Origin of the sequence: Pseudomonas citronellolis (genome assembly GCF_001586155.1) — a bacterium.
Classification (GTDB): Bacteria; Pseudomonadota; Gammaproteobacteria; order Pseudomonadales; family Pseudomonadaceae; genus Pseudomonas; species Pseudomonas citronellolis.
On the sequence record NZ_CP014158.1, the window covers coordinates 5,024,751 to 5,043,435 of the forward strand.

At 68.7% G+C, this 18,685-nt stretch carries 18 protein-coding genes; 8 read left to right on the forward strand and 10 right to left on the reverse strand.

The genetic code is table 11. The features are described 5' to 3' along the window. The first annotated feature begins 398 nt into the window (after nt 1–398). A complete protein-coding gene (locus PcP3B5_RS21830) occupies nt 399–665 on the forward strand; it encodes a DUF2790 domain-containing protein (protein ID WP_009620414.1) in 267 nt (88 codons plus the stop codon). A gap of 88 nt (nt 666–753) precedes the next feature. On the opposite strand, the gene PcP3B5_RS21835 is transcribed toward PcP3B5_RS21830, so the two are convergent. Continuing rightward, the gene (locus PcP3B5_RS21835) at nt 754–1,881 is read right to left on the reverse strand and encodes a GNAT family N-acetyltransferase (protein WP_061562384.1); all 1,128 of its coding nucleotides are present in this window, start codon (nt 1,879–1,881) and stop codon (nt 754–756) included. Nucleotides 1,882–2,092: 211 nt separating this feature from the next. Between PcP3B5_RS21835 and PcP3B5_RS21840 the strand changes: the two genes are divergently transcribed. Continuing rightward, on the forward strand, nt 2,093–2,344 hold the full coding sequence (locus PcP3B5_RS21840; RefSeq protein WP_009620418.1) for a hypothetical protein: 252 nt from the start codon (nt 2,093–2,095) through the stop codon (nt 2,342–2,344). Nucleotides 2,345–2,347: 3 nt separating this feature from the next. On the opposite strand, the gene PcP3B5_RS21845 is transcribed toward PcP3B5_RS21840, so the two are convergent. Next, on the reverse strand, nt 2,348–3,376 hold the full coding sequence (locus tag PcP3B5_RS21845) for a glycosyltransferase family 4 protein (protein ID WP_061562385.1): 1,029 nt from the start codon (nt 3,374–3,376) through the stop codon (nt 2,348–2,350). Beyond that, nucleotides 3,373–4,185 (reverse strand): UDP-2,3-diacylglucosamine diphosphatase, encoded by an 813-nt coding sequence (locus tag PcP3B5_RS21850; protein ID WP_009620422.1) that lies wholly within the window; start codon nt 4,183–4,185, stop codon nt 3,373–3,375. Before PcP3B5_RS21850 ends, PcP3B5_RS21845 begins: the two co-directional genes overlap by 4 nt. Nucleotides 4,186–4,309: 124 nt before the next feature. Between PcP3B5_RS21850 and PcP3B5_RS21855 the strand changes: the two genes are divergently transcribed. From PcP3B5_RS21855 to PcP3B5_RS21865, 3 genes are all read left to right on the forward strand, one after another. Continuing rightward, nucleotides 4,310–5,074 (forward strand): helix-turn-helix transcriptional regulator, encoded by a 765-nt coding sequence (locus PcP3B5_RS21855; RefSeq protein WP_061562386.1) that lies wholly within the window; start codon nt 4,310–4,312, stop codon nt 5,072–5,074. A gap of 77 nt (nt 5,075–5,151) precedes the next feature. Next, nucleotides 5,152–5,493, forward strand: coding sequence for a tRNA-binding protein (locus PcP3B5_RS21860; RefSeq protein WP_061562387.1), 342 nt, complete (start codon nt 5,152–5,154; stop codon nt 5,491–5,493). 64 nt (nt 5,494–5,557) lie between these two features. Continuing rightward, complete coding sequence (locus PcP3B5_RS21865; protein ID WP_082816389.1) at nt 5,558–6,421, forward strand: DMT family transporter; 864 nt, start codon at nt 5,558–5,560, stop codon at nt 6,419–6,421. A 478-nt stretch (nt 6,422–6,899) separates the two neighbouring features. On the opposite strand, the gene PcP3B5_RS21870 is transcribed toward PcP3B5_RS21865, so the two are convergent. From PcP3B5_RS21870 to PcP3B5_RS21890, 5 genes are all read right to left on the reverse strand, one after another. After that, nucleotides 6,900–7,385 (reverse strand): hypothetical protein, encoded by a 486-nt coding sequence (locus PcP3B5_RS21870; protein ID WP_061562388.1) that lies wholly within the window; start codon nt 7,383–7,385, stop codon nt 6,900–6,902. 176 nt (nt 7,386–7,561) lie between these two features. After that, nucleotides 7,562–7,960, reverse strand: a complete 399-nt coding sequence (locus PcP3B5_RS31870; RefSeq protein ID WP_160326804.1) for a DUF1493 family protein — start codon at nt 7,958–7,960, stop codon at nt 7,562–7,564. Nucleotides 7,961–8,215: 255 nt separating this feature from the next. After that, nucleotides 8,216–9,787: an aldehyde dehydrogenase (NADP(+)) gene (locus PcP3B5_RS21880; protein WP_061562389.1), complete on the reverse strand. Its 1,572-nt coding sequence runs from the start codon at nt 9,785–9,787 to the stop codon at nt 8,216–8,218. Between the two features lie 146 nt (nt 9,788–9,933). Continuing rightward, nucleotides 9,934–10,926, reverse strand: a complete 993-nt coding sequence (gene araD1, locus PcP3B5_RS21885) for an AraD1 family protein (protein ID WP_009620432.1) — start codon at nt 10,924–10,926, stop codon at nt 9,934–9,936. A gap of 28 nt (nt 10,927–10,954) precedes the next feature. Further along, entirely contained in the window at nt 10,955–12,259 is a 1,305-nt protein-coding gene (locus PcP3B5_RS21890; RefSeq protein WP_061562390.1) for an MFS transporter, read from the reverse strand. 188 nt (nt 12,260–12,447) lie between these two features. On the opposite strand from PcP3B5_RS21890, the gene PcP3B5_RS21895 reads away from it, so the two are divergent. Next, on the forward strand, nt 12,448–14,181 hold the full coding sequence (locus PcP3B5_RS21895) for an IlvD/Edd family dehydratase (RefSeq protein WP_058072869.1): 1,734 nt from the start codon (nt 12,448–12,450) through the stop codon (nt 14,179–14,181). An 89-nt stretch (nt 14,182–14,270) separates the two neighbouring features. Next, on the forward strand, nt 14,271–14,993 hold the full coding sequence (locus PcP3B5_RS21900; protein ID WP_009620436.1) for a FadR/GntR family transcriptional regulator: 723 nt from the start codon (nt 14,271–14,273) through the stop codon (nt 14,991–14,993). A gap of 7 nt (nt 14,994–15,000) precedes the next feature. On the opposite strand, the gene rfaD is transcribed toward PcP3B5_RS21900, so the two are convergent. Further along, nucleotides 15,001–15,999, reverse strand: coding sequence for an ADP-glyceromanno-heptose 6-epimerase (gene rfaD, locus PcP3B5_RS21905; protein WP_061562391.1), 999 nt, complete (start codon nt 15,997–15,999; stop codon nt 15,001–15,003). Nucleotides 16,000–16,108: 109 nt separating this feature from the next. Further along, the gene (locus tag PcP3B5_RS21910; RefSeq protein ID WP_009620440.1) at nt 16,109–16,393 is read right to left on the reverse strand and encodes an Rdx family protein; all 285 of its coding nucleotides are present in this window, start codon (nt 16,391–16,393) and stop codon (nt 16,109–16,111) included. 66 nt (nt 16,394–16,459) lie between these two features. Here PcP3B5_RS21910 and PcP3B5_RS21915 point away from each other — a divergent pair, with 66 nt between their 5' ends. Beyond that, the gene (locus PcP3B5_RS21915; RefSeq protein ID WP_061562392.1) at nt 16,460–18,646 is read left to right on the forward strand and encodes a patatin-like phospholipase family protein; all 2,187 of its coding nucleotides are present in this window, start codon (nt 16,460–16,462) and stop codon (nt 18,644–18,646) included. Nucleotides 18,647–18,685: the final 39 nt, after the last annotated feature.

The window sequence follows — 18,685 nt, forward strand, 5'->3', positions numbered from 1 at the left end:
GCGAATCGCGGGCAGGGCCCGCTTACAGGTTGACGCCGAATCTCCTGCCCTGCCCATTCGCAAAGCACCGCACCTTGTAGGAGCGCGCCCTGCGCGCGAATCGCGGGCAGGGCCCGCTTCTACAGGATTCCTGCGGCATATCGCCCAGTCCGTTAATGAAGCCTTAAGCCTCCATCCCGAACCCTGCGACAAGTCGCCGCATCACCCTGGTCGATGATCATTAGCAAGCACATCAATTTCTCGCGTGGGGTGGTTCGGTGGTCATATCTGTTCCACGCCCCGCCACGCGGTGGACGCCTGACGCATCGCCCCCTGCCCGCCCCCGGACCCGCGGCCAGACATCGGATGCCAGTGCTCCAGGGCGGGGCTTCATCCCCTTCGCTATGAGGACCACCAGAATGAAGATTGCTTCTGTCGTATCGGCGGTGCTTTCCAGCCTCGCTCCCATGGTCTTCGCCCAGGACGCGATCAAGGAGCCGGGCGCCGACCTTCCGACGGTCGAATATCACTACGGCATGTCGCTGGATATCGACAAGGTGCTGCACCGTACCGACAACTCGCACAAGGTGGGCATGGTCCCCGCCTACCTCGTGTACCAGGACCACGAGGGCACCACGCACCGCGTGCGCTTCCTCGAATGGGGCGGCCAGGCGAGCCACGTCTGAGCCCCACCCGGTCTCGGTCCCTGGTCGACTTGGCCACCCCGCGAGCCTGTCGTAGCGGCCGGGGGCCGACCTTCTACCCGACTTTCCCTTACTCCGCCTGCCGGTAAGGCAGCGCCGCCCGCGCCTCCTCGGCGTAGGCGCGGATGCCGGCGCGTTCCTGGGCGAGGAAATCGTCCACCGCGGCGCGCAGGCCCGGGTGCCCCAACTGGTGCCAGGAGCGTGTGAGCACCGGCTCGAAGCCACGGATCAGCTTGTGCTCGCCCTGGGCGCCGGCGTCGAAACGGCGCAGCCCGGCGGCCAGGGCGTAGTCCAGGCCCTGGTAGAAGCAGGTCTCGAAGTGCAGGCGGTCATACTCCGCCAGGCAGCCCCAGTAGCGCCCGTAGAGGGTGTCGCCATCCACCAGGCTGAAGGCCATGGCCACCGGCCGTCCGTTGCGGCGGGCGAAGACCACGCGGATCGCCTCGCCCATGCGCTCGGCCAGCAGACTGAAGAACTCCCGCGTCAGGTACGGCGCCTGGCCGCGCACCTCGTAGGTGCTGGCGTAGCAGGCATAGACGAAGTCCCAGTCGGCCTCGGCCAGCTCGGGCCCCTCCATCCAGCGGAACTCCATGCCCTGCCCCGCCACCTGCTCACGCTCCTTGCGCAGTTGCTTGCGCTTGCGCGAGGCCAGGGCGTCGAGGAAATCCTGGAAGTCCCGGTAACCGCGGTTGAACCAGTGGTACTGGCAGCCCAGGCGCTCCAGCCAGCCGTCCTGCGCGGCGATCAACCCATCGGCGCGCGGATCGGTGAAGTTCACGTGCACGCCGGACCACACGCCTTCCGCGGTGCCCTCGGCCAGCACGCCCAGCAACTCGGCGATGCCCTCGTCCGAGCCCAGCAGGCGCGCACCGCTCACCGGCGAGAAGGGCACGCCCACCAGCAGCTTGGGGTAGTAGCGGATGCCGGCGCGCTGGCAGGCGTCCGCCCAGCCCCAGTCGAACACGTATTCGCCATAGGAATGCGCCTTCACGTAGGCCGGCAGCGCCGCGCGCAGCCGCCCGGTGTCGTCGAGCAGCACATGGTGCGCCGGGCGCCAGCCGGTGCGCGCGGTGACGCTGCCGCTGTCCTCCAGGCTGGCGAGGAAGGCGTGGCGCAGGAACGGCTGGGCGTCCGGCAGCAGGGCGTCCCACTGGCCGGGCGCGAGGTCGCCGAGGCGGGAAAGTCTATGGATAGGCATGCCGACAGTCTGGCGCCGGGCGCGGTAGAAGAAAAGTGCCGCGGCGCCCTTCGTCGCCCCGTCCTTGCACGGCCGGCCCGCTGTTCTAAGGTGGGGATACGCGAAAGCACAGGCCCCGCCCCAAGCGGGACAGCCACGCCAGAGCGGCGCGGCGCCTGGCGCCGGCAATGGCGCAGGCGGCGCCCCCTGGCCCGACAGCGAGGTCCATGCCATGCAAACCCTGCAATGCACCCATCGCGACTACACCATCATCGCCCGCGTCTTCGAACACCCGGGGCTGCCCACGCCCTATGCCGGCGGCTGCCAGATCATCGCCCCGGACGGACGCAGCACGCGGCGCCAGCCGCTGCCGACGAAGATGGCCTTCCTCGCCGACCTGGACGCCGCGCAGCACGCCTCCATCGCCCACGGCAAGTGGCTGGTGGACCAGAGCCTGGACAGCGACCGCGACCTGTTCCACTAGGCCTCAGTCGACCAGGGCCTCGGCCTCGGTCATGCCACCCGGCTCGCCGAGCGGCCGCTGCAGGGCCAGGAACTGCTGCGCCGAGAGCCGCCAGGACTGCCCGGCGGCCCACTCGGCGCAGGCCTGGCGGTCCAGCGCCAGGGCGCGCAGGCAAGCCTTGCGCAGGTCGCTATCGATGGCGCCAGTGACGCCATCCTCCAGCACGTCCAGCGGGCCCGGCACCGGGAAGGCGGCCACAGGCGTGCCGCAGGCCAGGGCCTCGTACATCACCAGGCCGAGGGTGTCGGTGCGCGAGGGGAACACCAGCACACTGGCCGCGCGATAGGCCTCGGCCAGCGCCTCGCCATGGCGGTAGCCGAGGAATTGCACCTGGGGATAACGCGCCTGCAATGCGCTACGCAATGGGCCGTCGCCGACCACCCGCTTGAGCCCGGGCAGGTCCAGGTCGAGGAAGGCTTCCAGGTTCTTCTCCGGCGCCAGGCGCCCGACATAGAGGAACACCGGGCCCTCGACAGGCCCCGGCCCCATCTGGAATTGCTTGGTATCCACGCCCTTGCGCCACAACTCCAGACCTTGCACGCCCCAGTCGGCGAAGGCGCCACGCATGCGCTCGCTGCTCACCAGCACCGCCGCGCTGGGCGCGTGGAAGCGGCGCAACACGGCGTAGCCGAAGGACAACGGCAGCCAGGACCAGCGGTTGTTCAGGTATTCCGGGAAGCGCGTGTGGATCGCCGTGGTGAAGGCCAGGCCGCGGCGCAACAGCCAGCGTCGCGCGGCCCAGCCCAACGGGCCCTCGGTGGCCAGGTGCACGCAGTCCGGGGCGAAGGCCTCGATGGCCGGGCCGACCTTCCACAGGTCCCAGGCCAGGGGGATTTCCGGGTAGCTCGGGCAGGGCCGGCTGCGGAACTCGGCCGGCGACAGCAGGCGCACCTGGTGCCCCATCGCTTCCAGTTCGGCGACCAGCGCACGCAGGCTGGTCACCACGCCGTTCACCTGCGGCGCCCAGGCGTCGCTGACAATCAGCAGCCTCATGCCGCCGGCTCGGCGACGATGGCCTCGCTGGCGTGCTGGAGCTGCTCCTCGGCCAGGCGGTAGAGCTGGATGCTGCCGTCCCAGTGCTCGATCAGCGCCGTGCAGGACTCCACCCAGTCGCCGCAGTTGAGGTACTCCACCTCGCCGATCTGGCGGATCTCCGCGTGGTGGATGTGCCCGCAGACCACGCCGTTCAGCCCGCGCTTGTGGACTTCGTGGGCGATGGCTTCCTCGAAGTCGCTGATGAAGTTCACCGCGGTCTTCACCTTGTGCTTCAGGTACGCCGACAGCGACCAGTAGCCATAGCCGTAGCGGCTGCGCCAGTGGTTCAGCCAGCGGTTGAGGGTCAGGGTGAACTCGTAGGCCGAGTCGCCGAGGAACGCCAGCCAGCGGTGGTAGCGGGTGATCACGTCGAACTGGTCGCCGTGGATCACCAGCAGGCGGCGGCCGTCGGCGGTGGTGTGCTCGATCTCGTCGACCAGGCGGATGTTGCCCAGCAGCAGCGTGGAGTAGCGGCGCAGGAACTCGTCGTGGTTGCCGGTGACGTAGATCACCTCGGTGCCGCGCTTGCTCATGGTCAGCAGGCGGCGGATCACGTTGGTGTGCGCCTGCGGCCAGTAGATGCCGCCGCGCAGCTTCCAGCCGTCGATGATGTCGCCCACCAGGTAGATGCGCTCGGCGTGGTAGCGCTTGAGGAAGCCCGCCAGGTGCTCGGCCTGGCAGTCGCGCGTGCCCAGGTGGACGTCGGATATCCACAGGGTGCGCACCCGTTGTTTCTTGGTCGGCATCAGGCGTTGGGCGCTGGTCATGGGCGGCCTCCGGCGGGGTTTAGTCGATTTTCCGGCCCGGCGGTGACCCGCGCGTGACGGCCGTGCGACAGTCCCGTGACAGCCTGCGCCGCGCTAGACTGTGGGCCTGCCCCCGGAGCCCGCCATGAGCCAGATCCTCTCCCTGCGCCGCTACAGCCACGAGCACCTCGCCCACAGCCACGACCACGCGCAACTGGTCCTGGGGCTGTCCGGCGACCTGGAGTTCGAGGTCGGCGGCCTGGGCAGCCGCGTCACCCGCCAGCACTTCGCGGTGGTGCCGCGCGGCGCGCACCACGCCTGCGCCGCCCCCGGCGGCAGCCAGTGCCTGGTGTTCGACCTGGAGGACGAGGACCTGCTGCTGCGCGGCCTGGGCGAGCACGCGCAGAGCATCCGCCGCCTGCTGGAGCGCCCCGCCGCCCTGGCCCTGAACCCGGCCCAGGGGCAACTGGTGCACTGGCTGGCCGCCAGCCCCCTGCAGGACCCGGTGATCGCCCGCCAGGGCGCCCTGCTGCTGCTCGCCAGCCTGGCCGGCATGCAGCACGCCGCCGAGGAGCCGACGCGCCTGCCGCTGGCCAGCCTGGACGCCTACGTCGACCGCCACGCCGGCCACCCGCTGCAGGTCGCCGACCTGGCGCGGCTGGCCGGGCTGTCGGCGGCGCGCTTCCACGCCCGCTTCCTCGCCGAGACCGGGCAGACGCCCATGGACTACGTGCGCCAGCGCCGCCTGCAACTGGGCCGCGAACTGCTCTGCGCCACGCACCTGGCGGTGGGCGAGATCGCCGCGCGGGTCGGCTATGCCTCGCAGAGCGCCTTCACCGCCGCCCTGGTCCGCCAGTTCGGCAGCACGCCGCGGCAGATCCGCCGCGAGGCGCGCGACAATTCCCGCTAGCCGCGCGACAGACAAACGCCCCGCCACGCCCTAGACTGCCGCCCCATCATTGAGAAGATGAGCTGAGGAGATCGGCGATGTCGGCAGAGACCATCGAGTGGCAGGATTTCGAGCGCGTCGAACTGCGCGTGGGCACCATCGTCCACGCCGAACCCAACACCAAGGCGCGCAAGCCGGCGTACATCCTGCAGGTCGACCTCGGCCCGCTGGGGCTGAAGACCTCCAGCGCGCAGATCACCGCGCACTATTCCCTCGACGAACTGCTCGGCCGCCAGGTCCTGTGCGTCTGCAACTTCGCCCCCAAGTCCATCGCCGGGGTGCGCTCGGAAGTGCTGGTCACCGGCGTCTACGACAGCGACGACAAAGTGGTGCTGGCCGGCTTCGACAAGCCGCTGCCCAACGGCGCGCGCCTGGCCTGAGGCCTTCAACCGCCAGGCGACTGGCTCATCGAGCACCTGCGATCCTGCGATAGATAGAGAAGCAATGCGCGTTCCCCGACTGACACCCCGCTCGGCCCTGATCGGCCTGCACGTAGGCGCCCTGATGTTCGGCCTGAGCGGCATCTTCGGCAAACTCATCCTCGCTGCCCCGCTGGTGATCGTCTTCGGCCGCGCGCTGTTCGGCCTGGCGGCCCTGGGCGGCGCCTTCGCCGGGCACCTGGCGGCGCAACCGCGGCCAAGCCCGCGCCAGGCCGCCGCGCTGGCCGGTAGCGGGCTGCTGCTGTGCGCGCACTGGCTGACCTTCTTTCTCGCGGTGAAGGTGGGCAACGTCGCCGTGGCCACCCTGGGTTTCGCCAGCTTCCCGGCCTTCACCGTGCTGCTGGAAGGGCTGCTGTTCCGCGAACGCATCCGTCGCGCCGAGTACCTGGTGGTGGGGCTGGTGTGCCTAGGCCTGGTGCTGGTGACGCCGAACCTGGACTTCAGCCAGGGCGCCACCGCCGGGCTGTTCTGGGGCATAGTCTCGGGCCTGCTGTTCGCCCTGCTGTCGCTGGCCAACCGCGCCAGCGTTCGCGGGCTGGACCCGATCCTCTCGGCCTTCGCGCAGAACCTCACCATCGTCCTCTGCCTGGCGCCGCTGGCGCTGTTCGAACTGCCCGCGGTGCGGGCGCTGGACTGGCTGTGGCTGGTGTTGCTGGGGGTACTGTGCACGGGCGTGGCGCACAGCCTGTTCGTCGCCAGCCTGCAACTGATCAAGGCGCGCACCGCGGCGGTGATCTTCGCCCTGGAGCCGGTCTACGGCATCGCCTTCGCCGCCGTGCTGTTCGGCGAACAGCCGAGCCTGCGGATGCTGGCCGGTGGCGCGCTGATCATCTTCGCCACCTTTCTCAGTGCGCGGAGTGCGGCTTAGCCTGTGTTGCCGGGACGTCCGGCGTGGCCGGTGAATCCAATCGCGGACGGAGTCCGCTCCTACGCCCGTGTTTCCCTGGAGCTGTAGGAGCAACTGTCTTGCCCAGCGCACCGGGGCGCTTTTCGTAGGATGGGTTGAGCCTGCGATACCCATCGGACCATGGCGATGGGTATCGCTTCGCTCAACGCCATCCTACGGGGCACTGCCGGAAGGTGCAGGACTCTGTCCGCGATTCGGCGAATACGCCGTAGACGTTTCAGGATGGCTCCGGACTCAGCCCCGCTCCGAACGGCCCCCTCTCCCTCCGGGAGAGGGCTGGGGTGAGGGCATGATTCCGCTCCAATAGCGTCGGGAAAAATAAGAAGGCCGCCCCGCAGCATGCGTAACCCGACTCCTTGCCCTGGGGAGGGATTGCCAAGGAATCACCGCACGATTACCTGCGAAGCGGCCTGTTCGGTCCGGCCCGGAGCCGGTTGTTTCAATTGATGCTGTAGCCCCGCCCATTCAGGCAGGCACCCAGCGCCCGCCGGTAGGTATCCGCCACGCCCGGTGCCGGCGCCTGGCTGGCCACGGCCGGGTCGAAGCCGCTCTGGCCAACGGCCCAGGTGTGGCACTCGTAGCGGTCGCGGCTCTGCTGGTCGGGCGTCTGCCCGCGCGCCGGGTAAGCGATCACGTCATAGCTCACGCCTGCCGGCGCCTGCTGCACCGCCGGCGGCGGCTCCACCACCACGTACTGGCGGCGGTCGGCATTCCACAGGTAGTAGGTGCCCGCAGCGACGAAGTAGAGCGCACTGCCGATCCACAGCGACCGCGCGTAATCCGGCAGGCCGTGGCCATGCCCGGGGCCCGGCCCCCAGCCACGCCCCGGGCCGGGACCATAACCGGGCGGTCCGGCCACGGCGGCGGCCGACAGGCTCAGGGCCAAGGCAGCGGCGATCGACTTGAACACGGCTTGCGACGACATCTTGATTGCACCTCCGGACACGGGCGCCCAAGCACCCGCCTTTCATGGTGCCTATCATCGCTCGTCCGGGGCCTGTCGGTTGTCAGCGCTTGGTAAAGACTGGGTAAAACAACCGATACATCCGCAACACGGTTCATGTGGAGAGGGAACGCAATCGGCGCGAAGCCTGGTAGCCATCAATTGCGGATGACGAACCCCTTCACAGGCAATTCCTCCGTCCGCACATAGAGCCTCTCGCTCCGCCATTGGGCCGACTCGAATGTCGCCTGGCACCACTTCTTCATCAGGGCCGCCTGGTAAAGCATGCCGAACGTAAAGGCCTTGTCACCTTGGCGCGCCTTGTCTTTCGGTCTCCTGTAGAAGGGACCGAATCCTTCGGGGCGGAAGTAACGCAGACAATCGTATTCCGCGGTGTCCACCTGGAAATGCTGGAAGAAAGGCGGAACCAGATCATTGGAGTCATCGCCATCGACGCCCAGGTCTTGATTGATCCGGGTCGCGAAACTGAGCGTCTCGAAGTCTCTTTTTCCGAAGCCAAGACTCTCCTGATAGAAGATCACAACCTCGTCCAGCAACTTTCTATCTATTGGCAGTTCGGGCAATACATTCAAAAGAACCTGTCCTCGGTCGAGTCGATCAGTCAGCGCACGACGACAACTAACACAAACAGATCCATGACACGGGCCAAAAACAGTTTCAGGAACAATCCCGCAACCGACAGGGATATGAACCAAGCCAGCACAACCTTCTACCCACAACGTCACCCGCCGGAAGCGGTTCAGCCTTAACATCGCCCGTCGGCGCGGGCGATGCAGCCGATGGCAGGGCGGCTAGAGGGGCTCGCGGCTGGCGACGCCGTCCACCAGGCGGGTGATGCCCAGCGGATTGGCGTCCTTGAGGGCGAGGGGCAACAGTGCGTCGGGGTAGTTCTGGTAGCACACCGGGCGCAGGAAGCGGTCGATGGCCAGGGTGCCCACCGAGGTGCCGCGGGCGTCCGAGGTGGCCGGATAGGGGCCGCCGTGGACCATGGCGTCGCAGACTTCCACGCCGGTCGGGTAGCCGTTGAGCAGCAGGCGCCCGGCCTTGCGCTCGAGCAGGGGCACCAGGGCGGCGAAGCACGAGAGGTCCTCCGGCTCGGCGATCAGGGTCGCGGTGAGCTGGCCGCGCAGCCCCTGCAAGGCACGCTGCAGCTCGGCGGCATCGGCCACTTCGACGACCACGGTGACCGGCCCGAAGACCTCCTCCTGCAGTAGTTCGTCCCCCTCTATCAGCAGGCGCGCGTCGGCCTGGAACAGCTGTGGCAACGCCTGGCGGCCTTTTTGCGGCTGGCCGGCCAGATGGCGGATGCCGGGGTGCGCGTGCAGGGCGGCGATGCCGCGTTCGTAGCTCTTCAGGGTGCCGGCGTTGAGCATGGTCTGCGCCGGCTGGTCGGCCATGCGCCCGGTTAGGCTGGCGACGAAGGAGGAGAACTCGGCCGAGGCGATGCCGATCACCATGCCGGGGTTGGTGCAGAACTGCCCGCAGCCCAGCACCACCGAGGCGGCCAGGTCCGCAGCCACCTGCTCGCCACGCGCGGCCAACGCCGCCGGCAGCGCCAGCACCGGGTTGATGCTGCTCATCTCGGCGAACACCGGGATCGGCTGCGGCCGGGCCGCGGCCAGATCGCACAGCGCGCGTCCGCCCTTGAGCGAGCCGGTGAAGCCGACGGCCTGGATCGCCGGGTGCTTGACCAACCGCTCGCCGACGCCGCCGCCGTAGATCATGTTGAACACCCCGGCCGGCATGCCGGTGGCCTGCGCCGCGCGGACGATGGCCGAGGCGACGTGCTCGGCGGTCGCCATGTGCCCGCTGTGGGCCTTGAACACCACCGGGCAACCGGCGGCCAGCGCCGCTGCGGTGTCGCCGCCGGCGGTGGAGAAGGCCAGCGGGAAGTTGCTGGCGCCGAACACCGCCACCGGGCCGACGCCGATGCGGCACTGGCGCAGGTCCGGACGCGGCAGCGGCTGGCGTTCCGGCAGCGCACGGTCGATGCGCGCGCCGTGGTAGTCGCCGCGGCGCAGCACCTGGGCGAACAGGCGCAGCTGGTTGCTGGTGCGAGCGCGCTCGCCCTGGATACGCGCCGCCGGCAAGGCGGTCTCGCGGCAGACGATGGCGATGAAATCCTCGCCCAGGGCATCCAGTTCGGCGGCGATGGCATCGAGGAATTCGGCACGGCGCGCGTCGGGCAGCGCGCGGTAGGCAGGGAAGGCCGCTTCGGCGGCGAGCGCGGCGGCGTCCACCTCTTCCGGGGTGGCCTGGTGGAAGCTGTAGGGCAGCGCCTCGCCGGTGCTGGCGTCGAGGCTTTGCAGGGTCAGGTTGCCCTGGGCGGTGCGTGCGCCGCCGATGAAGTTGTGTCCGAACATGGAGGGTCTCCTGGTTCTACGGAAAAAACTGCCGGGCCTCGTGGGCCCGCATGGCCCCTGGGGGGCGGGTCGGACCTGGGGCCGTGGCGGAAGCCGCGCTGCAGGCCCCGGATAGGCGCCTGGCCGACGCGCGGGGGGGTGGGCGCTCAGAGCGCCCGGACGAGCCCCGGCCGCGGAGTCTCGGCGGCCGGAGCGATGCCATTGCGCAGGGGCTCGCCGAACTCGCCCAGACTGACCTCGAAGACGTCGCCGGGGCGCGCCTGCACGCCGTCGGCGAACGACAGGGTGGCGGTGCCGAAGTAATGCACGTGGACATCGCCCGGGCGCAGGAACTGCGCATACTTGAAGTGGTGGAACTCCAGGTTCTCCAGGCTGTGGCACATGTTTTCCTCGCCGCAGAGGAAGGGTTTCTCCCACAGCACCTGGCCGTCGCGCAGGATGCGGCTGCTGCCCTCCAGGTGGCGCGGCAGTTCGCCCAGGCGCAGCTCCGGGCCGTAGCTGCAGAAGCGCAGCTTGGAATGCGCCAGGTACAGGTAGTTGCGGCGCTCCATCACGTGGTCGGAAAACTCGTTGCCCAGGGCGAAGCCCACACGGTAGGGCCGCGCATCAGGGCCAACGACGTAGAGGCCGACCAGTTCCGGCTCCTCGCCGGCATCCTCGGCGAAATCCGGCAGCGGCAGCGCGGCGCCGGGGCGCACGACTATGCCGCCGTCGCCCTTGTAGAACCATTCCGGCTGCGCACCAGCCTGGCCGGCGGGCGGGCGGCCGCCCTCCACACCCCACTGGAACATGCGCATGCTGTCGGTGACGGCAGCCGCCTCGGCCTGTTGCTGGTGCATCTTGTCGCGGGTGGCGGCGCTGCCCAGGTGGGTCAGGCCGGTGCCGGTGACCAGGCAGTGCGCCGGGTCCTCGTGGTCCAGCGGCGGCAGGACGCGCCCCTCGCGCAGCAGCGCCGGGTAGTCGTGGGCTTCGCCCTGGCCCCTGGCCAGGATTTCGCCGGTCAGGTCCCGGCCGGCCTCGATGGCTGCCAGGGCCAGGACACGTACGCTGCTGGCGTCCTGGACCTCGAGGGCGCGCCGGCCCTCCACCACGCCGACCCGGCGTTCGCCGGCGGCGGTTTCGAATTGGATCAGTCGCATGCTCTTGCTCGCTTGTCGGTTGTCGGGTTCAACGGGAACTGCCGGCCAGCGCCGCGCCTTCGCGCTGGCGCCGCTCCAGGCGGCTGTATACGACGCCGGTGAGCACCAGGCCCAGCAGCATCACCATCGACAGGAAGTACAGGCCCGAGGCCAGGTTCCCGGTGTACGCCTTCAGCGCGCCTATGCCGAACGGGCCCAGGTAGCCACCGAGGTTGCCGATGGAGTTGATCAGCGCGATGCCGGCCGCCGCGCTGGCGCCGGAGAAGAAGCGTCCCGGCAGGGTCCAGAACACCGCCGTGCAGGAGAACAGCGCGAAAGCCACCAGGCATAGCGCCGCCAGTTGCAGCACCGGCACGCTCAGCCAGGCACTGAGGAACAGGCCCAGGGCGCCCAGGGCGTAGAGCGCGCCGAGGTGGCCATAGCGGTCGTTGAGGCGGTCGGAGCTGCGCGGCACCACCAGCAGGCCGATGATGCCGAACAGGTAGGGCACCGCCGAGACGAAGCCGGTGACCAGGTCGCTGCCGCCGAACTGGTGGATCAGCGTCGGCAGCCACAGGCCCAGGCCGTAGATGCTCAGGGTCACCGGCAGGTAGTACAGCGCCAGCAGCAGCACACGGCGGTCCTTCAGGGCGTGCAGCGGGTTGCCGTGGCGGGTCTGGCCGAACTCGCGCAGGTCGTTCTGCAACTGCTCCTTGAGCCAGGCACGCTCGGGTTCGCTCAGCCAGCGCACCTTGTCCGGGCCGTCCGGCAGCAGGCGCAGGGTCGGCCAGGCGAGCAGCACCGCCGGCGTGCCGATGCAGATGAACAGCCATTGCCAGCCATGCAGCCCGAAGTGACCGTCGAGCCCCAGCAGTGCGCCGGACAGCGGCCCGGTCACCAGCATCGCTAGCGGCTGGGAAAGGATGAAGAAGCCGAGGATCTTGCCGCGGTGGCGCACCGGGTACCACTGGGTGATGTAGTACAGCACCCCGGGGAAGAAGCCGGCCTCGGCGGCGCCGAGCAGGAAACGCATCACGTAGAAGCTGTTGGGCCCGCTGACGAAGGCCATGCCGATGGTGATGGCGCCCCAGGTGATCAGGATGCGGGCGAACCAGCGGCGTGCGCCGAAGCGGTCGAGCAACAGGTTGCTGGGTACTTCGAAGAGGAAATAGCCGATGAAGAAGAGACCGGCGCCGAAGCCGTAGGCGGCGTCGCCGATGCCCACGTCGACCCCCATGTGCAGCTTGGCGAAACCGACGGCGGAACGGTCCACGTAGGCGACCAGGTACAGCAGCACCAGGAAGGGAATGAGTTTCAGCGTGATCCGGCGGACGAGCCGCTGTTCCTGAATCATGGCGGGGACTCCGATTGTTCTTGTAATGGGAACTGCGCACGGCCGAGGCATTTCTGGCAGGCCTTCGGTTCGGTAGAATCGACTATATAGTATTACTATTAATCACAACAACCCTTCACAAAGCGTAAATCACGCAGTAGATTGCCGAAACACCGACAAATTAGTAATACAATAAGAGCACCTATCCCATGCCTGACAAAAAAACCGTCCTGCGCTCCGCCCAGTGGTTCGGCACCGCCGACAAGAACGGCTTCATGTACCGCAGCTGGATGAAGAACCAGGGCATCCCGGACCACGAGTTCCAGGGCAAGCCGATCATCGGCATCTGCAACACCTGGTCCGAGCTGACTCCCTGCAACGCGCACTTCCGCAAGATCGCCGAGCACGTGAAGAAAGGCGTGCTGGAAGCCGGCGGCTTCCCGGTGGAGTTCCCGGTGTTCTCCAACGGCGAATCGAACCTGCGCCCCACCGCCATGCTCACCCGCAACCTGGCGAGCATGGACGTGGAGGAAGCCATCCGTGGCAACCCGGTGGACGCCGTGGTGCTGCTCACCGGCTGCGACAAGACCACTCCCGCCCTGCTGATGGGCGCCGCCAGCTGCGACGTGCCGGCCATCGTGGTCACCGGCGGGCCCATGCTCAACGGCAAGCACAAGGGCCGCGACATCGGCGCCGGCACCATCGTCTGGCAGATGCACGAGGCCTATAAGGCCGGGCAGATCGACCTCAACGAATTCCTTTCCGCCGAGGCCGGCATGTCGCGCTCGGCCGGCACCTGCAACACCATGGGCACCGCCTCCACCATGGCCTGCATGGCCGAGGCGCTGGGCACCTCGCTACCGCACAACGCCGCCATACCGGCGGTGGACTCGCGCCGCTACGTGCTGGCCCACCTGTCCGGCATGCGCATCGTCGACATGGCCCACGAGGACCTGCGGCTGTCGAAGATCCTCACCCGCGAGGCCTTCGAGAACGCTATCCGCGTCAACGCCGCCATCGGCGGCTCGACCAACGCGGTGATCCACCTCAAGGCCATCGCCGGGCGCATTGGTGTGGACCTGCAATTGGACGACTGGACCCGCGTCGGCCGCAACACCCCGACCCTGGTCGACCTGCAGCCTTCCGGGCGCTTCCTGATGGAGGAGTTCTACTACGCCGGCGGCCTGCCCGCGGTGATCCGCCGCCTCGGCGAGAACGGCCTGCTCCCCCATCCCGCCGCACTCACCGCCAACGGCAAGGCGCTATGGGACAACTGCCGCGAGGCGCCTCTGTATGACGAGGAGGTGATCCGCCCGATCGACAAGCCGCTGGTGGCCGATGGCGGCATCTGCGTGCTGCGCGGCAACCTGGCGCCCAAGGGCGCGGTGCTCAAGCCCTCGGCGGCCACCCCCGAACTGATGCGCCACCGCGGCCGCGCGGTAGTGTTCGAGAATTTCGAGGACTACAAGGCACGGATCAACGACCCACAGCTGGAGGTGGACGCCAGCTCGGTACTGGTGATGAAGCACTGCGGGCCCAAGGGCTACCCGGGCATGGCCGAGGTCGGCAACATGGGCCTGCCGGCCAAGCTGCTGGCCCAGGGCGTGACCGACATGGTGCGTATCTCCGACGCGCGCATGAGCGGCACCGCCTACGGCACCGTGGTCCTCCACGTCGCCCCGGAGGCCGCCGCCGGCGGCCCGCTGGCGGTGGTCCGCGAGGGCGACTGGATCGAGCTGGATTGCCACCAGGGCCGCCTGCACCTGGATATCCCCGACGAGGAACTCGCCGCTCGCCTGGCCGACCTGCAACCGCCACCGAGGCTGATCAGCGGCGGCTACGCGCGGCTCTACGTGGACCATGTGATGCAGGCCGACGAAGGTTGCGACTTCGACTTCCTGGTCGGCTGCCGCGGCAGCGCCGTGCCCCGCCACTCCCACTGAAGCCGGGGCTCCCGGCGCAGGCCGGGCGCCAGTGCCGGCGGCGATGCTATGATGCGGCGCCCAGCCCTCATGGATCGCCGCCCGAGCACATGGACTACCGCAAGCCCAAACCGCGCAAGAGCATGCATGCCACCCTGGTCCAGGACCTGGGTATGCAGATCGTTTCCGGCCGGCTGCAGCCCGAGCAGAAGCTGCCTTCCGAAGCCAGCCTGTGCGAGGAGTACGCGGTCAGCCGTCCGGTGTTCCGCGAGGCCATGCGCGTGCTCACGGCCAAGGGCCTGATCTACGCGCGGCCCCGTCTGGGCACCCTGGTGCGGCCCAAGCGCGACTGGCACATGCTCGACCCGGATGTGCTGCACTGGCTGATGCAGTGCACCCCGCAGCAGGAGTTCTTCAGCACCCTATCCAGCGTGCGCTGGGTCATCGAGCCGGCCGCCGCGGCCCTGGCCGCGACCAACGCCAGCGAGGAAGACCTGGAGGCCATAGAAGAGGCCTACCAACGCATGGAGGCGGCGCGCACCCACGAGGAACGTCTGCAGCCGGACCTGGACTTCCACACGCGCATCGCCGACGCCACCCACAACGACCTGCTGGCCTACCTGTGCAACATGCTGTCGCTGGCGTTGAGGGAATCGATGCGCTATTCCAACCAGCGCCCCAACTTCCACGAGCTGGCGCTGCCGCGGCACAAGGCGATACTCACCGCGATCAAGAACCACGACGCCCTGGGCGCACGGCACGCCTCGCTGGTGCAGCTGGAAGACGCCCGGGTGGCGCTGGGCAAGGTGCTCGGCCAGGACCCCACCGCCTGAGCGGGCCTCAGGCCGCTTCCTGTTCCAGCAACCACCGGCAATAACGCTCCACCCCCTCCTCCACGCCCAGCATCGGCGCGCGGTAGCCGGCCTCGCGGAGGAAGGCGATGTCGGCGCAGGTGTAGCACTGGTACTTGCCGCGCAGGCTGTCGGGGAATTCGATGTATTCCAGCAGGCCCTGGGCGATGGCCTGCTGCAGGTCCAGCGGCGGTTGGTCCTGCTGCGCGCGCAGGCTGTTGATCACTGCCAGGGCCACGTCGTTGAACGGCTGGGCGCGGCCGCTGCCGAGGTTGAAGATGCCGCTGCGGCCGGGGTTGTCGAGGAAGTGCAGGTTGACCCGCGCCACGTCGTCCACGTAGACGAAGTCGCGCAGGTGGCCGCCGGCCGGGTAGTTGCCGTATTCGCCGAACAGTTGCACCTTGCCGCTGGCGCGGAACTGCTCGAAGCAGTGGAAGGCCACCGAGGCCATGCGCCCCTTGTGCTGCTCCCGCGGGCCGTAGACGTTGAAGTAGCGCAGCCCGACGACCTGGCTGCGCGCCTGCGGCAGGGCGCGGCGCACGCGCTGGTCGAAGAGGAACTTGGAGTAGCCGTAGGCGTTCAGCGGCCGCTCGTACTCGCGCAGCTCGCGGAAGTCGCGGCCGGCGCCATATACCGCCGCCGAGGAGGCGTAGATGAACGGTACGCCGAGCTTCAGGCTGGCTTCCAGCAGGTCGCAGCTGTAGCGGTAGTTGTTGTCCATCAGGTAGCGGCCGTCGCCTTCCAGGGTGCTGGAGCAGGCGCCCTGGTGGAACAGCGCGCGGACCACGCCGAAGCCGCCGCGGGCGTAGCGTTCGACGAAGTCGCGCTTGTCCAGGTAGTCGGCGATGTCGCAGTCGGCCAGGTTGCGGGCCTTGTCGCCCTCGGTCAGGTCGTCGACCGCGATGATGTCGGTTTCACCACGCCGGTTCAGCGCCTTGACGAGGTTGCTGCCGATGAAGCCGGCCGCCCCGGTGACGATGATGCTCATGTGGCAACCCTCCCCTGGGGAGAATGAGTTGCCCACAGGCTATTGCGCGCGCCGCCGGCAGCCTTTGATATAAGGCAGGAAAAGATAGCTCACTAACGAAATACCCGGCTCACGGCCGGTCGTTGTGCCCCAGGTCGCGCTGCGGGTCGATGCGGTCGCGGACCCGCTGCTTGAGCACCTTGGCCTCGGGGAAGCCGCCGTCGGCCTTGCGCTCCCAGATCTGCTCGCCGTCGCAGGTGATGCGGAACACCCCGCCGGTGCCGGGCTCCAGGCTCACCCGGGCGAGGTCGTCGGCGAAGGTGCTGAGCAGCTCCTGGGCCAGCCAGGCGGCGCGCAGCAGCCACTGGCACTGGGTGCAATAGGTGATGACGATTTCCGCTCTGGGCTGGCTCATGGCGACCGGGCTCCTGCTCTGGGATGCCTATAATAGCCGCCTGGAAGCCCGATCGGACCCCGCCCCATGCGCCGCCTGCTGTTCGCCCTGCTGCTGCTCCTTCCGCTGTCCACCCTCGCCGCCGGGCACCCGCCGAAGATCGGCCTGGTGCTGTCCGGCGGCGCCGCCCGCGGCCTGGCCCACATCGGCGTGCTCAAGGCCCTGGACGAACAGGGCATCCACATCGACGCCATCGCCGGGACCAGCATGGGCGCGGTGGTCGGCGGGCTCTACGCCGCCGGCTACACGCCCAAGGAGCTGGAGCGCATCGCCCTCGGCCTGGACTGGCAGCAGGCGCTGTCCGACTCGCCGCCGCGGGTGGACGTGCCCTTCCGGCGCAAGCAGGACGACCGCGACTTCCTGGTCAAGCAGAAGCTCAGCTTCCGCGACGACGGCTCCCTCGGCCTGCCCCTGGGCGCCATCCAGGGGCAGAACCTGACCATGCTCCTGGAAAGCCTGCTGGTGCACACCAGCGGCACCCGCGACTTCGACAAGCTGGCCATCCCCTTCCGCGCCGTGGCCACCGACATCGCCACCGGCGAGAAGGTGGTGTTCGACCGCGGCCACCTGCCCCAGGCGATCCGCGCCAGCATGTCGATCCCGGCGGTGTTCGCCCCGGTGGAGGTCGACGGCAAGCTGCTGGTGGACGGCGGCATGGTCGACAACATCCCGGTGGACGTGGCGCGCAGGATGGGCGTCGACGTGGTCATCGTGGTCGACATCGGCAACCCGCTGCTGGAGCGCAAGCAACTGACGACGGTGGTGGACATGCTCAACCAGTCGGTCACCCTGATGACGCGCAAGAATTCCGAGGCGCAGCTGGCTACCCTGAAGCCCGACGACGTGCTCATCCAGCCGCCGCTCAGCGGCTACAGCTCCACCGACTTCGGCCGCGTGCCGCAGCTGATCGACGCCGGCTACCGCGCCACCAGCATCCTCGCCACGCGCCTGGCGGCCCTGCGCAAGCCCCGCGACCAGGAGGCCGTGGCCCTGGCCGAGGCGCGCACGCCGGACGAGCGCACCCCGGTGATCGGCAGCATCCGCGTGGAGAACGACTCCAAGGTCGGCGACGAGGTGATCCGCCACTACATCCGCCAGCCGCTGGGCCAGCCGCTGGACCTGGAGCGCCTGCAGAGCGACATGAGCACCCTCTACGGCCTGGACTACTTCGACCAGGTGCAGTACCGCGTGGTCCGCGAGAAGGACGGCAATGCCCTGGTCATCCATGCCCTGGGCAAGCGCAGCGGCACCGACTACCTGCGCCTGGGCCTGAACCTGTCGGACGACCTGCGCGGCGACAGCACCTTCAACGTCGGCGCCAGCTACCGCGTCAACGGCATCAACCGCCTGGGCGCGGAATGGCTGACGCGCCTGCAGATCGGCGACCAGCAGGAGCTCTACAGCGAGTTCTACCAGCCGCTGGACGCCGGCTCGCGCTACTTCGTGGCGCCCTACCTGTTCAACGAGGCGCGCAACGTCGAGGCCACCGACAACGACGACCCCATAGCCGAATACCGCCTGGAGCGCTACGGCTACGGCCTCAACCTCGGCCGGCAGATCGCCAACAACGGCGAGATCCGCCTGGGCGTGGCCCAGGCCTTCGGCAAGGCCGACGTGCGCGTGGGCCAGCAGGACCTGCCGGACTTCCACTTCAACGAAGGCTACGCCGAGCTGAAGTACTCCTTCGACACCATGGACAACGTCGACTTCCCCCGCGAGGGCGAGGACATCCAGGCCGGCTACCGCGAGCACACGCCGTCGCTGGGCGACGACGACCGCTACCGCCAGTGGGAACTGCGCCTGGACAAGGCGCTGAGCAGCGGGCCGAACACCTGGGTGCTCGGCGGCGGCTACGGGCGCACCCTGGACGACGCCGACGTGGTGGTGTCGAGCTTCCTGCTCGGCGGCGCGCGCGAGCTCTCCGGCTTCCGCCAGGACGCCCTGGCCGGGCAGAACTACAGCCTCGGCCGGGTGATCTACTACCGGCGCATGACCGAGCGTTCGTTCCTGCCCCTGGACTTCCCCTTCTACCTCGGCGGCAGCCTGGAACGCGGGCGGGTGTGGAACAACGACAACAGCTACGACACCGGCTATATCAACGCCATGAGCATCATGCTCGGCTTCGAGACGCCGCTGGGGCCGTTGTCGTTCAGCTATGGGCTCAACGATGCCGACGAGCATGCGGTGTACCTGAACCTGGGGCGGAATTTCTGAGGGAGCCCTGCCGTCCTCGGGCGCAGGTGTTCCGGCTGG

Excerpts from the sequence above, each read along its gene's own strand:
- PcP3B5_RS21830 (WP_009620414.1), top strand. The coding sequence starts at position 399 with ATGAAGATTGCTTCTGTCGTATCGGCGGTGCTTTCCAGCCTCGCTCCC.
- PcP3B5_RS21835 (WP_061562384.1), bottom strand. The coding sequence starts at position 1,881 with ATGCCTATCCATAGACTTTCCCGCCTCGGCGACCTCGCGCCCGGCCAG.
- PcP3B5_RS21840 (WP_009620418.1), top strand. The coding sequence starts at position 2,093 with ATGCAAACCCTGCAATGCACCCATCGCGACTACACCATCATCGCCCGC.
- PcP3B5_RS21845 (WP_061562385.1), bottom strand. The coding sequence starts at position 3,376 with ATGAGGCTGCTGATTGTCAGCGACGCCTGGGCGCCGCAGGTGAACGGC.
- PcP3B5_RS21850 (WP_009620422.1), bottom strand. The coding sequence starts at position 4,185 with ATGACCAGCGCCCAACGCCTGATGCCGACCAAGAAACAACGGGTGCGC.
- PcP3B5_RS21855 (WP_061562386.1), top strand. The coding sequence starts at position 4,310 with ATGAGCCAGATCCTCTCCCTGCGCCGCTACAGCCACGAGCACCTCGCC.
- PcP3B5_RS21860 (WP_061562387.1), top strand. The coding sequence starts at position 5,152 with ATGTCGGCAGAGACCATCGAGTGGCAGGATTTCGAGCGCGTCGAACTG.
- PcP3B5_RS21865 (WP_082816389.1), top strand. The coding sequence starts at position 5,558 with ATGCGCGTTCCCCGACTGACACCCCGCTCGGCCCTGATCGGCCTGCAC.
- PcP3B5_RS21870 (WP_061562388.1), bottom strand. The coding sequence starts at position 7,385 with ATGTCGTCGCAAGCCGTGTTCAAGTCGATCGCCGCTGCCTTGGCCCTG.
- PcP3B5_RS21880 (WP_061562389.1), bottom strand. The coding sequence starts at position 9,787 with ATGTTCGGACACAACTTCATCGGCGGCGCACGCACCGCCCAGGGCAAC.
- araD1 (WP_009620432.1), bottom strand. The coding sequence starts at position 10,926 with ATGCGACTGATCCAATTCGAAACCGCCGCCGGCGAACGCCGGGTCGGC.
- PcP3B5_RS21890 (WP_061562390.1), bottom strand. The coding sequence starts at position 12,259 with ATGATTCAGGAACAGCGGCTCGTCCGCCGGATCACGCTGAAACTCATT.
- PcP3B5_RS21895 (WP_058072869.1), top strand. The coding sequence starts at position 12,448 with ATGCCTGACAAAAAAACCGTCCTGCGCTCCGCCCAGTGGTTCGGCACC.
- PcP3B5_RS21900 (WP_009620436.1), top strand. The coding sequence starts at position 14,271 with ATGGACTACCGCAAGCCCAAACCGCGCAAGAGCATGCATGCCACCCTG.
- rfaD (WP_061562391.1), bottom strand. The coding sequence starts at position 15,999 with ATGAGCATCATCGTCACCGGGGCGGCCGGCTTCATCGGCAGCAACCTC.
- PcP3B5_RS21910 (WP_009620440.1), bottom strand. The coding sequence starts at position 16,393 with ATGAGCCAGCCCAGAGCGGAAATCGTCATCACCTATTGCACCCAGTGC.
- PcP3B5_RS21915 (WP_061562392.1), top strand. The coding sequence starts at position 16,460 with ATGCGCCGCCTGCTGTTCGCCCTGCTGCTGCTCCTTCCGCTGTCCACC.